Genomic DNA, 14,014 nt, shown 5'->3' with positions numbered 1-14,014 from the left:
GTTCAACGAACGGGACCGGGAAACCGGTCACCGTCTATCCCACGACCGGAGCCCCCACCACGACACGCCCCGTCGGGCTGGGGCAGAGCCCCGTTAGACATCGGGATCGGGAACACCATCATCAGCGGCTCGTCACGCCACGCCATCAACCAACTGTTCATCACGCTAGATCACACCAGAACGTACGCTTGAAGCCTAAGCTAAGTCTGAACGTTCCAACTATACGGATCTGCCGCGAAGAGCGCGCTACGGGGCGCGCCGTGAGTCACCTCCGTGGGCGGCCCTATCCCGGGCGAGCTGTTCAGGAGGTGATGTCGAGATCGACGAGGAAGCCGCGGCCCTGCCACTGCTGCCTTGGTAGCCGGTCGCGGTTCATGCGGAAGTACTCCGTAGCGCCCACGAACTGCATGGTGCCGGGTTCCGGCGGCGTTTCGGGCGGCTGCGGCTCGAGGAGGGAAGGGTTGTCGCGCAGTCGTTGCGGCGAGGCGTCCGGGACGTCGGTCAGGCGTTCGGTCCCGGGGCGGCGGATCCACTGTCGGTACCCCGGTCGTACAGGTCGTGCACGAGCCGGACGCGCCGCACGACGCCGGCCGTGGCGGGCAACTCGCCGATGAGCTCGAGGTAGGCGTCGAAGCCCAGGCATCCGTCGAGTCTCACCTCACCGTCTCGGTGATCGCCTTGCCGGACCGCGACCATGTCGCCGGCCTGGAGCAGCTGTGCCCAGGGGCGCCCGTCGACGTCGAGCAGCGTCCTGGCGCGCACGACGATGTGGCGGAGTTTGAGGTCGTCGGGCAGTTGCGGGTCGTCGAGCCATCTCAGCCGGGTCGTGACCCGTTCGCCCACCGACCACGTGGCCTCGCGGGGATGGGTGTTGAGCAGAACCGGCCACAGCACCAGCCCATCGTGGCATCCGGCTCCTTGTCACGGAGCCACGGCTCGGGCGTCTCCACCGCGCTTGTCGGCGTGGGCCCTGGAATCGGCATCCGTACGCACCGATGGCGACACGCACTTCGCTCGGGTTCCCCGATGACGCAGGGTCGTCCGATGTCACGAATCGTGGAGGCGCAGCCGCACCTGATGGTTGTGCGCTGCGTGGCCGATCACCGTGCCTCGGACGATGCCGCCAGCTTGCGGAAGGGCCGCATCGTGCGGCATCGACGTGATTTCGGCCAGGCCGATCGCTCCCGGTGTGCCGCTGATGTCCACGAACACCCCGAAGGGCTGCCGGCCTATTACCCGACCTGTGACGATGCTGCCCTCGGGCAGTGCCTCGACCGTCTCCGCCCACCGGTCCGCGGCGTTTTCGCAAAGTCGCTCGCCGTCTTCCGGCCACGAGTATTCAGGCACAGGAGAAAGTATGCGTGCATCCTGGGCAGAGGCGCATTGTCATGCCGCCGACCGCGCTCGGTGGCCGAGTGCAGCCGTCACGCGGCGTGGGCCATGCTGGACCGGGCGGTGCTGGAGACCGAGCTGCGCCTGGCGATCGGCAATGGACAGCTACGCCTGGCGTGCCGCCCGATCGTGTTGATCCGTGCCAGTGGTGTCAGCGCGGTGGCGGCGCTGGGGCGCTGGACGTCGTCGCCGAAGAGGTGGGGAACGCTGACGGGGTGGACCGTCCGTCCGCGCTGGGATAGCCGGTGCCACGGCTTCCACTTCGGCCGCCCGGCTACATCGACACCTGGATCAGACCGGCGGCCGCGCAAACGGCGAAAATGTTCGACTGAGCCGCTTGACGCTATATCCGTCACGGATATAGCGTGCCGGGTATGTCTAGAGCTGTATCGCAAGGCCCGCTCACCCCGGCGGTACTGCACATCCTGCTCGCGCTCGCCGCCGGAGACCGGCACGGCTACGCCATCATGAAGCAGGTCGCAGCGGACTCGCACCACCGGGTGAAGATGGGTCCCGGCACGCTGTACGGGTCGCTGCGCCGGATGATCGACGCCGGCCTGATCCGTGAGAGCGACACGAAGACCGATCCGGAGCTGGACGATCAGCGCCGCGTCTACTACCAGATCACTGGGGCCGGTCAGGCTGCGCTCGCCGCCGAGCTGGACCGTTATCGCGAGGTCGTGGCGGCCGCCCGACGGGTCCGTGCGCTGCCCGGTGCGTCGGCCCATGCCGTCTGATCGCATGTTCAGCCGGTGCCGGGCGCTGTATGTGGCATTACTGCGGCTGTATCCCCGGCCGTTCCGGGAGCGGTTCGGGCCCGGCATGGAGCAGCTGTTCTCGGACCTGTACCGGGAGCGCCTCGGCGCCGGGCGCGGCGCCCTTTCGGTCACGTCCTGGTTGTTGCTGGAAACCGGTGTTGGAATTCTGAGGGAAAATCTGGCCGCCATGCGAATGAGTTTGATGATAAAGAAGCCGACCGCCTGGCTGCCGATCGTGCTGCCGGTGGCGATTCTGGCGTTCGTGCTCTGCTACCTGGCGGCGTACGGCCGCGGCTCGAGAACCGCCGACGAGGGGACCCCGGCCCACATCTTCCAGCTGTGGGCGGTCCTGCAGGCCCTGGCGGTCGCGGTGTTCGCGGTGAAATGGCTGCGTCACGCGCCCCGGGCAGCGACGACCATCCTCGCGGTCCAGGTGGCCAGCACCGCGATCCCGCTGGCCACGGTTTTCGCGCTGGGACTGTGAAAGGACTCCGATGATCGAGGCGAAATCACTGACCAAACGGTACGGCGATCGCACCGTTGTCGATGATCTGACCTTCACTGTCCAGCCGGGCGTGGTCACCGGCTTCCTCGGACCGAACGGCGCGGGCAAGTCCACCACCATGCGGATGATCCTGGGCCTGAGCCGGCCCTGCGCCGGTTCGGTGACGGTCAACGGCCGCCCGTACGCGGAGCACCAAGCGCCCCTGCGGGAGGTCGGCTCGCTGCTGGAGGCATCGGCCTTCCACGCCGGCCGGTCGGCCATCGACCACCTGCGCGCCCTGGCCGCCACGCACGGCATCCCGCGCCGCCGGGTGGTCGAGGTGGTCGACCAGGTCGGTCTGGAAGCGGCGGCCCATCGGCGGGCCGGCGGCTTGTCCCTCGGGATGAGTCGGCGACTCGGGATCGCCGCGATGCTGTTGGGTGACCCCCGCACGGTCATTCTCGACGAGCCGGTCAACGGGCTCGACCCGGAGGGGATCCACTGGATCCGCAACCTGATGAAGGATCTCGCCGCCACCGGGCGGACCGTCTTCGTGGCCTCGCACCTGCTCAGTGAGATGGCCCAGACGGCGCAGCGGCTCATCGTGGTCACCCGCGGCACCCTGGTCGCCGACACGTCGGTGGCCGAGTTCGTCGAACGCGCATCGCCGGCCCGGGTGCTGGTCCGTACGCCGCAGGCGGCACGACTGCGCGAGCTGCTGGCCGGCCCCGGTGTCACCATCGCCGAACTACCCGAGGACCGGCTGGACATCGGCGGGTTGACCAGCGACCAGGTCGGCGAGGCGGCCACCCGGCACGCCATCACGCTGCTGGAACTGTCGGTGCGGCAGCCCTCACTGGAAGAGGCGTTCATGGAGTTGACATCGTGACACCGACGACCGGCGTGACCCAGCTGCGGGTCATCACCGCTGAGTGGATCAAGCTGCGCACCGTGCGCTCGACCCCGTTGACGCTCGGGATCGCGGCCGTCGCGATGGTCGGCCTGGGATCGGTCTTGAGCTGGTCGTTCGCCAACCGGATCAGCTCCGGCCAGGCTACGGCCGGCGCCGGACTGATAACCGTGCCGGTGCGCGGCGGCATCGTCGCCCAACTGGTCATCGGCGTCCTGGGCGTGCTGGTGGTCAGCGGCGAGTACTCCGCCGGCACGATCAGTGCAAGCCTCACTGCGGTGCCGCGCCGGCTGCCTGTGCTGTGGGCCAAGGCGGCCGTGTTCGGGGTCACCGTGCTGGCCACGATGACCGCGGCCTCGTTCGTCGCGTTCGGCATCGGGGAGGCGATCATGCATTCGTCTCGCGCCCACGTGTCGGCATCACTGGCCACACCCGGTGCGGTACGGGTGGTCACCGGCATCGGGCTCTACCTGTTCCTGGTCGCACTCTTCGCGGTGGCCGTGGCCACTATCGTGCGCAGCACGGCCGGTTCGATCGCGGTGGTGGCCGGCGTGCTGCTGGTGTTGCCGACCCTGGCGTCGCTGCTGCCGAAGGATCTGCTGGGCACCGACATCTCCAGGTACCTGCCCAGCACCGCCGGGGCCGCACTGCTGCAGCCCTACCGGCAGGCGGACATACTCGCGCCCTGGATCGGCTTCGCCGTCTTCGGCCTGTACGTCGCGGTCACGATGCTGGTCGCGGCGTACCTGCTGCGGCGCCGCGACGTCGGCTCGGCGAGCTGAGCACGCCACGGCAGCACGGTCAGATCCGGCGCCGCCGCCGGGCGGTGCCGGGATCCGGCCCCGGCGACGTACTCAAGGCCGCCCTCGACGCCCACAGCGCCCGGCGGCTGTAGCAAACCCCCGGCGCAGCTTACCGTCGAGCACCCCGCCTGAATCCAGCATGGATAGCCAAAGCGTAAGACATCCACCAACGTTCCGACCACCACCCAAGGCATCGACGTCGGCAAACGGGTCGTCGGTCGCAAAACCGGCATCGTGAGTCCCGTTTCGACGGAGCGGTTACCTGCTTCCGGCCGGGGCAGGGGCGAGGTTATCTGGCTCGGGCGTCACCCTTGTCGGCCTTCTCAACAGCCGCTTCTCGTTGTCGGCCTGCTTCGGCGTCACCGCCGCGTCGGCAGTCACCGTCGCCATCCCGGCGATAACCGGCCGATCGCGCTGGACCGCACCCGAGCCCGGCGCCGTCGACTCTGTCGTCTGACGCTCACCTTTCGTCATGATTCCGTAATGACTAGACATCCCAACCATCCTGATTTGCCGCACCCCGGGCGCGTTGCTAGGTCGTATTCGTAACGCTGCGTGCACGGGTCCGGGTCAGGGGATTTGCTCGAGCGTGTCGTCGGGCCGAAGGATCAGCGAGCGCGTCCAGTCCGAGTGCCTCTCGACCGTGAACTGCACCTGGGTTCCCGGGTCCGGCGGCGAGCCCTCGTACTCGACAACCTCGTACCAGTCATCGAGCCGGACGGTGTACTCCCGGTTGCCCGGAAAGATGTGCTCGACGGTCGCCTCGAAGCGGGAACCCACGGGTCGGTGCCGGGTGATTTCCGCCCATTCGGGACCGGAGCACCGCCAGGCTCGGTAGCGGTTGCGCATGCTGGCATCGAGCGGAAGCAGTCGTACCTCGAACCCGCGGTGCTGGAGCACCTCGAAGAAGCCGCTGCGCCCCACGGGCGGCCAGCGCGAGGGCTCCCTCGGCAACTGCAGCACATCGACCCAGCCCGGAACAGGATCGCCGATATCCACCGCCATGCCTGCCCGTCCGACGCCCCCCGGGAATCCGGTCACTCGTCCCCGGACTCGCGTTCCTCGTGGAAGCCGCCGCCGAACGGCGCTCAGTTCATCCTCAGCCATGGCTGGTCCATTGTCGCGTGTCTTGGCCACCCTCGCGTACGAGAATCCGGCGCGTTGGGGACCGCAGGGCAGTGCGCGGATCTGCGTAATCAAGTACGCACGGGCATGGCTACCGGGAATCCCGGCTGACTCGAGGCGAGGCGGCGCGAGGTGAATGCACACCCTCTGCGCACGCGTTACCGACGGGGCCGGTCGGGTCAGCGGAATCCGCTGGCCAGAAGCATCAGATACCCGACAGCGGTCAGGGGCAGCGCGTATGCCAGGGCCAGCCCGCGCGTCCGCCAGCTCGGGGCCACCACCAGCGTGACCGCCACGGCCAGGATCAGCAGAACGGCCGCGTAGCCGAGGCCCGCGGTGGACTTGCCCAGACGGCTCAGCTGGAGCACGGCCTCGGCCGCCAGGACCGCGGCCGGTAGTGCGAGCGCCGGGGCCTGCCAGCGGGTCGGGGTCCGCGCGATTACGCCCCCGGCGCCGAAGACGACGCCCGCGATCACGCCGAAGCCCATCCATAGCAGCGCCGGCCCCGAGTAGATGATCGACCAATCGTCGTGCTGGATCAGTGCGGCCGCCACGTAGTAGCTCGGCACCGCGACGATCAGGAACACCACCGCCGCGACGACGGCACGCGGCAGATCCCACCGGGAGCTCAGCGTCAGCAGGAACGCCGCCACGGCCCAGACCGCGATGGAGTTCCCGAGCCCGCCGAACGGCGATGGCACATAGGCGATCCAGACGAAATCGAGGACGCCGAGAACGACCCCGGCACCAGGAGCGATCAGCGCCACGCTGTTGTTGACCTTCACCCGCCGATGCTATGAAGATGGCAGGCCCACGGGGATCCACCACGAGACCGGGACCGGAGGGCGTCACTCGGCCAAACGACGGAGACCGAAGCGGACCTCGACCGCCACGGTAACAGGGCGGGCGGCCGGGAGATCGACCCCTTGGGCACGCTTGCCGGCGACGATTCAGACCACGGAGCAGTCCCAGAAGCCCACGGCACACACAGGGCGGCGTCTCGTCCCGGCGGCGCACGGACGTGTAGCCGAGTTGAGTGCGCCCGGCGCCTACCGTTGCTGCCATGGATCAGTACATCGAGTTGGACTCGGAGCGCGCCGTCGCCGTCATGGCTGCTCAGATGGGGCAGCCGCCAGAGGGGCACTCGTTCGGTGTTACGCCGGCTGGAGACGGAGTGTTGTGGTCGGGCGTCTGTGTAGACGACGCGGGGAGGCCGGAGCCCGGAGGTGCCTGGCTGATCGGCCCGGACGAACGGGTCTGGACCGTCTCATCCAACCCGGGCATCCACGACTACGACCTCGGGGTCGAGCTACTCGAGGCCGCTTACCGTTCCGGGCTCTCTAACTACCTGGACCCGGCCAAGTTCGGCGAACGGCTCACCCAACTAACCCAGCGCCGACTTGATGACGCGCGGGCGTTCCTGCGGGACCTCCGCGCCGGCTCCCTGCGTGACCGGGCAGACCGGCGCCTGCCCTGAGTGGTCATTGCCGGGCTCATTCGATGCCGCGGTAGTGGGTGCACGCTCATGCCGCTGAGTTCGCGCGCCTGTCCGCCGCGACAGTCACTGTCCGTACACGTCGACCGACGATCGCGTGCAGCCGAATTGAGGACGTTGCCATGACAGGATGATCCGGTGGGCGAAGACGATCGAGATCTGAGCGCACGACTGACGGTCCTCGACGGCGCGATCGCCGAACTCGTGCACAACGGCGCGGTCGCCGGCTGGTTGGCCGTCCAAGCCGCGCCATTCAGAAATCTGTTCTTCGTCAAGCAGGTCGGATGCTGGCTTCTGTTCACCTGGGCTGACGGAACGATCGAAATCGAGGAAGACTATCCACCCTTCGCTCTGCTGCGCGAGATCCTCGAAGGAACGTTCCGAAGTGACGACGGGGGCCCCGACTACGAAGTGCGCTGGGTAACCGATGATCGCCGCCAAGAACTCTGGCGACACCATGGAATCCACGAGGCGCCCGGCTATTACATGGGCCTCGCCGCGAAGCAGCGGCGCGATCGCCCCTGGCGATGATCCCCGAACGACCCGCCACCGGCATCCTGATTTGCCGCTGAGCGGCGTTCGGTACGGCGAGGGCCATTACGGTGGGTAGTCGAGGCAGCCTGCTCGGGGTACGGATCTAGCCGATGAGAGTGCGCCGAGGGTCGCGAGCGCAGGTTATCACTGCTCATTGCCGGGAAATGCACACCGGAGGAGTCGGAGGTACCGGTCAGCCAGGGCCATTGAGGCATTGTGAAACTCTGTTCGCTCCTCCGTGTTGCCCTCCGCTAAGCGAATGGCATGCAGCCAGAGATCCTTCCCGGAATCGACAAATGGTTTCTTATCGCCGAGATGAGCGCAACAGGCCTTCCTCGTCGCGATGCCGGTGTCAGATGTCCTCTGGCAGTTCGCCGAGAGCTGTTGTCAGCTCGGCCTGAAGCTGCGGGTCGTCTGTGGCTGACATGAGCCGATAGGCGACGGGTCCGATGCGCCATCCCGAGTCGTAGTCGAAGGGAGCTCGCATGCCTGCAGCGTTGTAGGCCACCTTGGTAACCAACTCGGCGAGGGTGAACAGTAGAGCCTGCTGCTTATTCAGCGGCGCGTTTTGATCCAGGCTTCGTAGCCGCAGACGGTGGAAGACTTCGCGAGCCTGAGGCCACCGCTCTTCGGTCTCCGACAGGAGCAGAGCATCGTCGACTTCAGGGAAGTCCTCGAAAGTCCGACTCGCAGCGCGAAGCACATGGCCCGCCCAGGTCACCGGACTGGGCTGGCTCTCGAACCGGCAACGGCCCCATGCATACAGTCGCTGGGCGGTCGTCTGATCAGTCATGATCGCTCGCTATGTCGGCAGGTGGTGCTGGTCTGGGCTTCACCGGAGCGTAGACGACCACCGGTTGTCCGGCACTGGAGTTTGTGCGAGCCGGCAGGCCTCCGGCGTCGACTTGGTCGGTCCATATCTCGTCACCCAAGATCAGATGTCCGGATCTGCCGCTGAGAATCGTCTCGTTGCGACACGGCCTAGCTGTGATGCAAGTCGGCGAGAAGCTGAGCAGCCAGCCCGTAGATCTCGCCCAACGCCTTGCCGACGTCGCCATCGTCGGACGGGTACGAATCGTTGATGCTTCCCATTCCACCGAACGCCTGCTTCAGATGCTCGAGGCTATAGATATCACCGCGCGCAATACGTGCGCAATCACGCCTCAGCCAGTCTGCCCAGTGATCATCACCGAGCTGGCGCAGGCGCTCCTCCGCCGATTCCAGCGCGGTGAGCAGAGCCACGAGCCGTTGCTGAATAACCAGATTCTCGTACTGCGCCACCGTTACATCGTACTGATGCAGGCTGATCTCACCGCTGGCCGGATGCGTCCGGATCTGCCGCTGACCGCTCGGCGAGAAGGCCGCTTCGTTGCAGAGCGTTAGGCTTGGCGGGCTGCTCCGGAGCGCGCGGTGAGGATCTGTGCGTCGACGCGGAACGTCGTCCGACCGCGTCGATCCTCGACGCCGGATCCCAGTCGGACGAGCGACGACTCGTTGCCGGCTCCATCCGCGACCCGCTCAAGCACCTCGCACGGAATTCCGACGGCCACAGGAAGCGCGGCCCCGAGCGCCAGGCGGCCGTCGGCGTCGAATATCGGAACCTTGTCGACGAGCGCCACGAGCGTGCCATCCGACTCACGGAAGTGCACCTCGACCCATCCCGGCCATTCGACGTCGATCCACCGAACCGCCTCGGCGCGAACGTAGTGCATGCGCAGATCATGCGGCTCTGAAAGGCACTCGGCAAGGCGCGACCCTCCAGTTGCCGTGCGCCCTGATTCGCCGCTGTCATCGCGGGGCCGTCGCCGAGGCGACTGTCACCGTCCGTACCGCTGGTCTTCTAGCCGTTGGCTATCGCATCTTGCGGTCAACGCTCCGGCACCCACAACGTTCTTCCGGGCCTGGTGGGCTCTCACGTGCCGCCGCGTTAGGGCAAGATCGACACCGGGAGGTGAAGTTCGTTGGCCTACACGTGGGTTTCGTCGGGTGGTGGACCGCTGCTTGCCGCTCCGCAATCGTCACTATCCCTGTGGACCGGTGCCGATAGCACGGATGGCCCCCTGGAGGAGTGGGGAGACTACGGTCGGGCCTGCGCGGTCGACGGTTACATCGGCCTGGTCGCCATCGGTCAGCAGCAGGCGCTAGTTCTGGGTCGCGAACCGGCGGCGACGACGTATCTGCCCTCGGACCGGCTATTCCTGCGCTGGGCCGCGGCGTACGAGGAAGACGACCTGGTCAGCGCTGCACGCCAAGCGGTACGGGAGGGCGTGGAGTGGGATGCCGATGAAGATGTCCGCTGGGTGGTGGACGGACCAGTCGTATTGTTCGATTCGGCCTACCCGGGAACAGAGCTGGAGGCCGACAACCACCTCGTCGTGGAACTACACCCGGGCACCTATCGAGTCAGGGCGACATACCGCTTCGATGTTGATAATTGGATGATCCTCGTTCAGCTTCAGCCCGTCCCCTAAACGTACCCGGCTGAAGGCGAACGCAGGCTTGATAAAACATCCGGATTTGCCGCGATCCGGGCGCTACGGAGTCAGGGTTCGCTGCTACGGGATGGTACGCGGTCATGACGTGAGGGCCGCGTTCCGGTCTGAGGCGCTGGCGCCATGGGAAGATCTGGCCGTGGAAGAGGATGCCGAGCAGACGCACATTCGAGTCCTTGCCGGCACGGCCTCGTCCGGCCGGCCGGTGTTCGAAGTGCTTCCTGCTCGGAGGCTGGGAGAGGAATGCGAAGTGCATGGCAGCCCTGGTTTGGCGTACGGGTTCGCTGCCGGTGATCGCATCCGTTTGAGGAGCGACGGAACGTTTGAAGTCGTGGCGCGTGATGGAAACCTTTGTCTACGTCTCTATCCGAGCACGCGCCCCGTCGACGGCAACATCGAGGCGCTCAAAGCGGCGTTTGCTCGGCTTCGTGGGCTCGTCGAGATGCCATCCGATCGGCGATTCATCGTGATCACCGTTCCGGTTTCTGCCGGCTTCCCCGCGGTGGAGAAGGCCGTGAGCTACTGGGCTGCAGAGCAGGAATGCACCTGGGAGTTCGGCAACGTCTACGACGAGAACGACGACGTGCTCGACTGGGTCGCGGAACTTGGCCTGTCGCCCTGATCTGACGCTGTCACCGCACGCCAGCACCGCGCGGCAGTCACTGCCCGTGTACGTCAGCCGGTGAGCGTACGACTTTGCCGCAGAGTTTGCGTACGATGCCGTCAGCCATCGCGCTGAGTAGCCGGTTGATGCGGGCTGGATGGGCGGCACAGTTGTGACCTCGACAGGTGTCGCGCTCACTGGCGCCAGGACGCCCAGTCCCAGTCCACCCCGTCGATCTTCGCGAGGTAGCTGACCGCGGACAGGTTTCGGCCGGCGATGAAGACCTCTCGGTAGGCGGCGGTGTCTGCGGTTTCTCCGGCGCCGTAGTTCGGGCCGGCCATCGCGAGGAGTCCGTCGCCCGCGTAGAGCTGATGCATGGGGCACGGCCACCGCCAGGCGGCACCGGGTATCGGGCTCAGCGGCGAAAGGACCTGGTCGAGCCGCTGCGAGGTGATCCAGGCGGCGCTGGCTCCCGCCTGTGCGCCCATGATTGCCTCGAAGACCGCGACGTGCACCAGGAAAACCGACAGGGCCACTCCGGTGGGCTGCCACGGCTGGCCTGGCGTGTTTTCGCGGTCATAGACCTCGGGGTCGTCGCCGGTGGGGTCGACTGCCCACAACCAGACGCCTTGATTTTCCACCCAGAAGACGAGCTTGCCGTCCTCGGTCCACGCGCTCTCGGCGTCCAGGACGCGGTTTTGCCTAGCCACCGGCCGTGACCACCGGGACGTCACTTCGAACCACTCCCCAAGTGGGCGCGGTGTCCGGTGACCGGAACCCATCGGGGTCGGATCCTCGCAGTCGGGCTGTCCGTACCACCACGTCAGGAAACGGTCGAGGCGAGGCGTTGCAGAGCCAAGGAGATCACGCACGTACGTAGTGTGCCCGCCGATTGGCCGCCACGGGCGAGACCTCACCCCCGTCCGGGCGCAGCCGTCGAGGCCAGCGTGCGCCCGCCGCTATGCCCAGCCCGACCAACGGCGCCCGGATCTGCCGCTGACGGTGCGCGTGATGCATACAGAACGTCACCTGGCGAGAACTTCAATCTCTTGAGCGAAGCCCCGCATGTCCTCCCCGGCGTCAAGGTTGACGCTGACGGATGCCTCCCACGCCGCTTCGTCACACGCGCGCGGGCCTCGAATAACGAACCTCAAAGTGACGTGTCCACGTCCGTCGTGCCGCGCGTAGATGCGAGCGTCTCGCTCAAGTGATTCCCACGACCGTTCACCGTCCCAGCCGGTGTACGAATCGGCCAGGATCCTGGTCCAGGATGGCAGACCGTCGCCCTCGATCGTCCGTACGCCGGTGGCGGCGTTCAGTCCCGAATCCTGCAGCTCAACAAGGAAGTCAACGAACTCGTCCGCGAAGGGCCGCTGAGGAACACGCAGGCGGACGCGGGCCTGTCCGTCATCGGCCACGAGTTCGATGCCGTCGTCGAGTGTTCTATACACGGAGGCAGGATGCCATTTGGCTGCTGTGGACGCGACAAGATTCGGCTCAACAATCGACCGGGACGCGCACTGTCAAGCCGCCGATAGTGCGCGCGCTTCTCAAACGAGGTGCTCGCAGTATGGAGTGCACTTGCGGCCCAGGGAGTGGCCGAGGTCTGCGAGAAGGCGGCCGAGCCGCTCGGACTCCTGGCGTGTCGGGGAGCTTATCGGGGCGCCGGCGGCGATGTGCTCTCCGACCTCGTACAACGTGGCGTACAGGTCTTCGGCGGTCGCCCGATTCAGCCGCAAGGTGATGTCGCCGTCCATGCGGTGACCTTACTGTCATGCCGCAGACCGCGTGTTTGTCGGAGTGAGCAGTCACGCTCGGTGTTCGCCGAGCGCTACGGGCGTTGCCGAGCCGATCGCCCCAGCCGGCGGACAGGGAATTACAGGCGCAGTACCGCCGGCCGCGCATCGGGCCGACCGTAGCGCAGAATACGCCCCAGGTACTCCCGCAGAACCTCAACAGACTGCCTATCGACTGCCAGCTGAACCTCCACCACGGCATCGTCCAGGCCGAGGTCGGCGAGCGCCTCCTGAGCGAGCGACACGTGCATGCGGTCACCATCGATCGTCAATTCACGCACGCACCCGTATGCCGTGCCCTGGTCTTCGGTGACCAGGCAATGGGTATCCATCTGCAAGAGCACGTCCTGCTCATCCGGATCCTCAAGAGCCGCCTGGAACATTAGGGCCCGGCCGGTGCCGTTCTCGTGCTCTGCGACCGCGGCGACCAGGCAGTATTCGTCATCGACACCGGCCACGCGCGCTATGAACTCGATCGGCATGAGGATCTTGATACCACGAGCCCGTCCGAACCTGCCACGGGACAAACCGAGGGTTACCTCGGCGAACCCTCGCCATGAGGTGGATCGACGTCCGCATCTGCCGCCGGTCGAGCGAGGCACCGGTAACCGTCGTCACTGTCCGTACTGGCCAAAGTCTGTTGCTCCTACCCGCGGCGATCGGCTCATGCAGGAGGGAGGTCACGGCCGATCTGGTCGACGCTGTGCTGCGGAACCCAACGCGCGGCCGCCGCCGGCACCCATTGGTTCAGCCAACCTGTGAGGGCATCCGGATCTGCCAGCCGCAGGTCACCGTGCGGTTCCCAGCGAAGCCAACCGGGCATCAGTCCGAGCATTGCCGCCAGGTCCTTGTCGATGAACACCTCGCACCACAGCACCGGCATCCTCATCAGCGCGACGTCCGCCGTGTCGGCACGCACCTGAAGCACGTCCCGGAGCTTGGCCAACGCTTGAGGCCGATACTCGTCCGCGACGACCGGCGGACGTTGACGCCGCTTACCCAAGGGCGCCGGCTCACCACCTTCGTAGAAGCGAACACGAGTCGCTCGACTCAACTTCTCTGACAACGCCGATCCAGGAACGCGAATCACGCTCTCATTCTCGCCGCCCAGCCGTCCGAGGCTGACCCGAAACAGCACACACAGGACGAGCGTTCGCCGAAGACGCGTGCGCACATCTAGCCGCAATCCGCGCCCGTGCGGTCGTCTGCCGGTGACGCACAGTGCCCAGGAGACGCAACGCTGATGTTTCGGCAGGAAGGGAACTTCAGTGACTGCGCTGTGCCAATCACCTACCTCAGCGACGGCGAGATACGAGATGATCCGGCCAGTGGCGTCACGCTACGTGGCCAACATGCTGGCACCGGCATGCTCTTTTGCCGATGAGCGGATGAGGATCGGCTATCCGGCTGTACCGCTCCGCGACCAGCGCTGGTTCAGTGGGACTGCAGCTTTGGCCAGGGAGGGCAATGGCAAACTTCGAGGCGGGACCAACCGAATACCCCTCCCCTCTCGACTCTTTCGTCACGGCCGTTTCAAGATCATGAGTTTGGTGTGAGTGCCGCGTCGCGGTCTGGCCACAGTGGCGTGTCGCGGGGCGTGATGGGAACGAAGCTCCGGTAG

General features: G+C 66.4%; 20 protein-coding genes and 1 pseudogene. 9 read left to right on the top strand and 12 right to left on the bottom strand.

The features are described from left to right. Window positions 1-501: 501 nt before the first annotated feature. Together IH26_RS0151060 and IH26_RS63700 are read right to left on the bottom strand one after the other, a co-directional pair. A complete protein-coding gene (locus IH26_RS0151060; RefSeq protein WP_030443572.1) occupies window positions 502-894 on the bottom strand; it encodes a hypothetical protein in 393 nt (130 codons plus the stop codon). A gap of 153 nt (window positions 895-1,047) precedes the next feature. Next, window positions 1,048-1,347, bottom strand: a complete 300-nt coding sequence (locus IH26_RS63700; protein ID WP_245666057.1) for an RNA-binding protein — start codon at window positions 1,345-1,347, stop codon at window positions 1,048-1,050. Between the two features lie 419 nt (window positions 1,348-1,766). Between IH26_RS63700 and IH26_RS0151050 the strand changes: the two genes are divergently transcribed. The 5 genes and pseudogenes from IH26_RS0151050 to IH26_RS63695 all read left to right on the top strand — a co-directional run. Further along, window positions 1,767-2,129: a PadR family transcriptional regulator gene (locus IH26_RS0151050; protein WP_030443570.1), complete on the top strand. Its 363-nt coding sequence runs from the start codon at window positions 1,767-1,769 to the stop codon at window positions 2,127-2,129. A gap of 85 nt (window positions 2,130-2,214) precedes the next feature. Further along, the gene (locus IH26_RS59180) at window positions 2,215-2,634 is read left to right on the top strand and encodes a hypothetical protein (protein ID WP_157437860.1); all 420 of its coding nucleotides are present in this window, start codon (window positions 2,215-2,217) and stop codon (window positions 2,632-2,634) included. A 10-nt stretch (window positions 2,635-2,644) separates the two neighbouring features. Beyond that, window positions 2,645-3,523 carry an ABC transporter ATP-binding protein gene (locus tag IH26_RS0151040; protein WP_030443568.1) on the top strand — a complete coding sequence of 293 codons (879 nt, stop codon included), beginning with the start codon at window positions 2,645-2,647 and terminating at the stop codon, window positions 3,521-3,523. After that, window positions 3,520-4,326, top strand: a complete 807-nt coding sequence (locus tag IH26_RS0151035) for an ABC transporter permease (RefSeq protein ID WP_051810049.1) — start codon at window positions 3,520-3,522, stop codon at window positions 4,324-4,326. Before IH26_RS0151040 ends, IH26_RS0151035 begins: the two co-directional genes overlap by 4 nt. Before the next feature lie 142 nt (window positions 4,327-4,468). Beyond that, window positions 4,469-4,587: pseudogene (locus IH26_RS63695) on the top strand (IS5 family transposase); the annotation flags it as partial. Between the two features lie 330 nt (window positions 4,588-4,917). Here the strand turns inward: IH26_RS63695 and IH26_RS0151030 are convergent. Both IH26_RS0151030 and IH26_RS0151025 read right to left on the bottom strand, forming a co-directional pair. Next, complete coding sequence (locus IH26_RS0151030) at window positions 4,918-5,352, bottom strand: hypothetical protein (RefSeq protein WP_157437859.1); 435 nt, start codon at window positions 5,350-5,352, stop codon at window positions 4,918-4,920. A 299-nt stretch (window positions 5,353-5,651) separates the two neighbouring features. After that, entirely contained in the window at window positions 5,652-6,257 is a 606-nt protein-coding gene (locus tag IH26_RS0151025) for a DUF6518 family protein (RefSeq protein WP_030443565.1), read from the bottom strand. Between the two features lie 278 nt (window positions 6,258-6,535). On the opposite strand from IH26_RS0151025, the gene IH26_RS0151020 reads away from it, so the two are divergent. After that, a complete protein-coding gene (locus IH26_RS0151020) occupies window positions 6,536-6,949 on the top strand; it encodes a hypothetical protein (RefSeq protein WP_157437858.1) in 414 nt (137 codons plus the stop codon). Window positions 6,950-7,105: 156 nt separating this feature from the next. Then, window positions 7,106-7,498, top strand: a complete 393-nt coding sequence (locus tag IH26_RS55095; protein WP_034218142.1) for a hypothetical protein — start codon at window positions 7,106-7,108, stop codon at window positions 7,496-7,498. 355 nt (window positions 7,499-7,853) lie between these two features. Here the strand turns inward: IH26_RS55095 and IH26_RS0151010 are convergent, their stop codons facing one another. From IH26_RS0151010 to IH26_RS0151000, 3 genes are all read right to left on the bottom strand, one after another. Continuing rightward, window positions 7,854-8,294: a hypothetical protein gene (locus tag IH26_RS0151010; RefSeq protein WP_030443563.1), complete on the bottom strand. Its 441-nt coding sequence runs from the start codon at window positions 8,292-8,294 to the stop codon at window positions 7,854-7,856. 188 nt (window positions 8,295-8,482) lie between these two features. After that, complete coding sequence (locus IH26_RS0151005) at window positions 8,483-8,782, bottom strand: DUF6966 domain-containing protein (protein WP_030443562.1); 300 nt, start codon at window positions 8,780-8,782, stop codon at window positions 8,483-8,485. Window positions 8,783-8,880: 98 nt separating this feature from the next. Further along, window positions 8,881-9,213: a hypothetical protein gene (locus IH26_RS0151000; RefSeq protein WP_030443561.1), complete on the bottom strand. Its 333-nt coding sequence runs from the start codon at window positions 9,211-9,213 to the stop codon at window positions 8,881-8,883. 249 nt (window positions 9,214-9,462) lie between these two features. Between IH26_RS0151000 and IH26_RS0150995 the strand changes: the two genes are divergently transcribed. Further along, window positions 9,463-9,972, top strand: coding sequence for an immunity 21 family protein (locus IH26_RS0150995; RefSeq protein WP_030443560.1), 510 nt, complete (start codon window positions 9,463-9,465; stop codon window positions 9,970-9,972). A 160-nt stretch (window positions 9,973-10,132) separates the two neighbouring features. Next, window positions 10,133-10,615: a DUF4265 domain-containing protein gene (locus IH26_RS59175; RefSeq protein ID WP_169789947.1), complete on the top strand. Its 483-nt coding sequence runs from the start codon at window positions 10,133-10,135 to the stop codon at window positions 10,613-10,615. 176 nt (window positions 10,616-10,791) lie between these two features. Here the strand turns inward: IH26_RS59175 and IH26_RS0150985 are convergent, their stop codons facing one another. From IH26_RS0150985 to IH26_RS60895, 5 genes are all read right to left on the bottom strand, one after another. Continuing rightward, a complete protein-coding gene (locus tag IH26_RS0150985; protein ID WP_157437857.1) occupies window positions 10,792-11,469 on the bottom strand; it encodes a hypothetical protein in 678 nt (225 codons plus the stop codon). Between the two features lie 153 nt (window positions 11,470-11,622). Continuing rightward, complete coding sequence (locus tag IH26_RS56915; protein ID WP_157437856.1) at window positions 11,623-12,048, bottom strand: DUF6228 family protein; 426 nt, start codon at window positions 12,046-12,048, stop codon at window positions 11,623-11,625. Window positions 12,049-12,147: 99 nt separating this feature from the next. Continuing rightward, on the bottom strand, window positions 12,148-12,354 hold the full coding sequence (locus tag IH26_RS55085) for a hypothetical protein (RefSeq protein ID WP_034218138.1): 207 nt from the start codon (window positions 12,352-12,354) through the stop codon (window positions 12,148-12,150). Window positions 12,355-12,473: 119 nt separating this feature from the next. Beyond that, the gene (locus tag IH26_RS0150970; RefSeq protein WP_030443556.1) at window positions 12,474-12,875 is read right to left on the bottom strand and encodes an Imm10 family immunity protein; all 402 of its coding nucleotides are present in this window, start codon (window positions 12,873-12,875) and stop codon (window positions 12,474-12,476) included. Between the two features lie 182 nt (window positions 12,876-13,057). Then, on the bottom strand, window positions 13,058-13,531 hold the full coding sequence (locus IH26_RS60895; RefSeq protein WP_157437855.1) for a hypothetical protein: 474 nt from the start codon (window positions 13,529-13,531) through the stop codon (window positions 13,058-13,060). Window positions 13,532-14,014: the final 483 nt, after the last annotated feature.

It is taken from the genome of Actinoplanes subtropicus (genome assembly GCF_000721705.1).
Taxonomy (GTDB): domain Bacteria; phylum Actinomycetota; class Actinomycetes; order Mycobacteriales; family Micromonosporaceae; genus Actinoplanes; species Actinoplanes subtropicus.
The sequence above is the reverse complement of the archived record's forward strand: the minus strand, read 5'-3'. Positions and strand labels throughout refer to the sequence as shown.

Bases quoted from the DNA above. Each gene is read 5' to 3' on its own strand.
- IH26_RS0151050 (WP_030443570.1), top strand. From the start codon at position 1,767: ATGTCTAGAGCTGTATCGCAAGGCCCGCTCACCCCGGCGGTACTGCAC.
- IH26_RS59180 (WP_157437860.1), top strand. From the start codon at position 2,215: ATGGAGCAGCTGTTCTCGGACCTGTACCGGGAGCGCCTCGGCGCCGGG.
- IH26_RS0151040 (WP_030443568.1), top strand. From the start codon at position 2,645: ATGATCGAGGCGAAATCACTGACCAAACGGTACGGCGATCGCACCGTT.
- IH26_RS0151030 (WP_157437859.1), bottom strand. From the start codon at position 5,352: ATGGCGGTGGATATCGGCGATCCTGTTCCGGGCTGGGTCGATGTGCTG.
- IH26_RS0151020 (WP_157437858.1), top strand. From the start codon at position 6,536: ATGGATCAGTACATCGAGTTGGACTCGGAGCGCGCCGTCGCCGTCATG.
- IH26_RS0151010 (WP_030443563.1), bottom strand. From the start codon at position 8,294: ATGACTGATCAGACGACCGCCCAGCGACTGTATGCATGGGGCCGTTGC.
- IH26_RS0151000 (WP_030443561.1), bottom strand. From the start codon at position 9,213: ATGCACTACGTTCGCGCCGAGGCGGTTCGGTGGATCGACGTCGAATGG.
- IH26_RS55085 (WP_034218138.1), bottom strand. From the start codon at position 12,354: ATGGACGGCGACATCACCTTGCGGCTGAATCGGGCGACCGCCGAAGAC.
- IH26_RS0150970 (WP_030443556.1), bottom strand. From the start codon at position 12,875: ATGCCGATCGAGTTCATAGCGCGCGTGGCCGGTGTCGATGACGAATAC.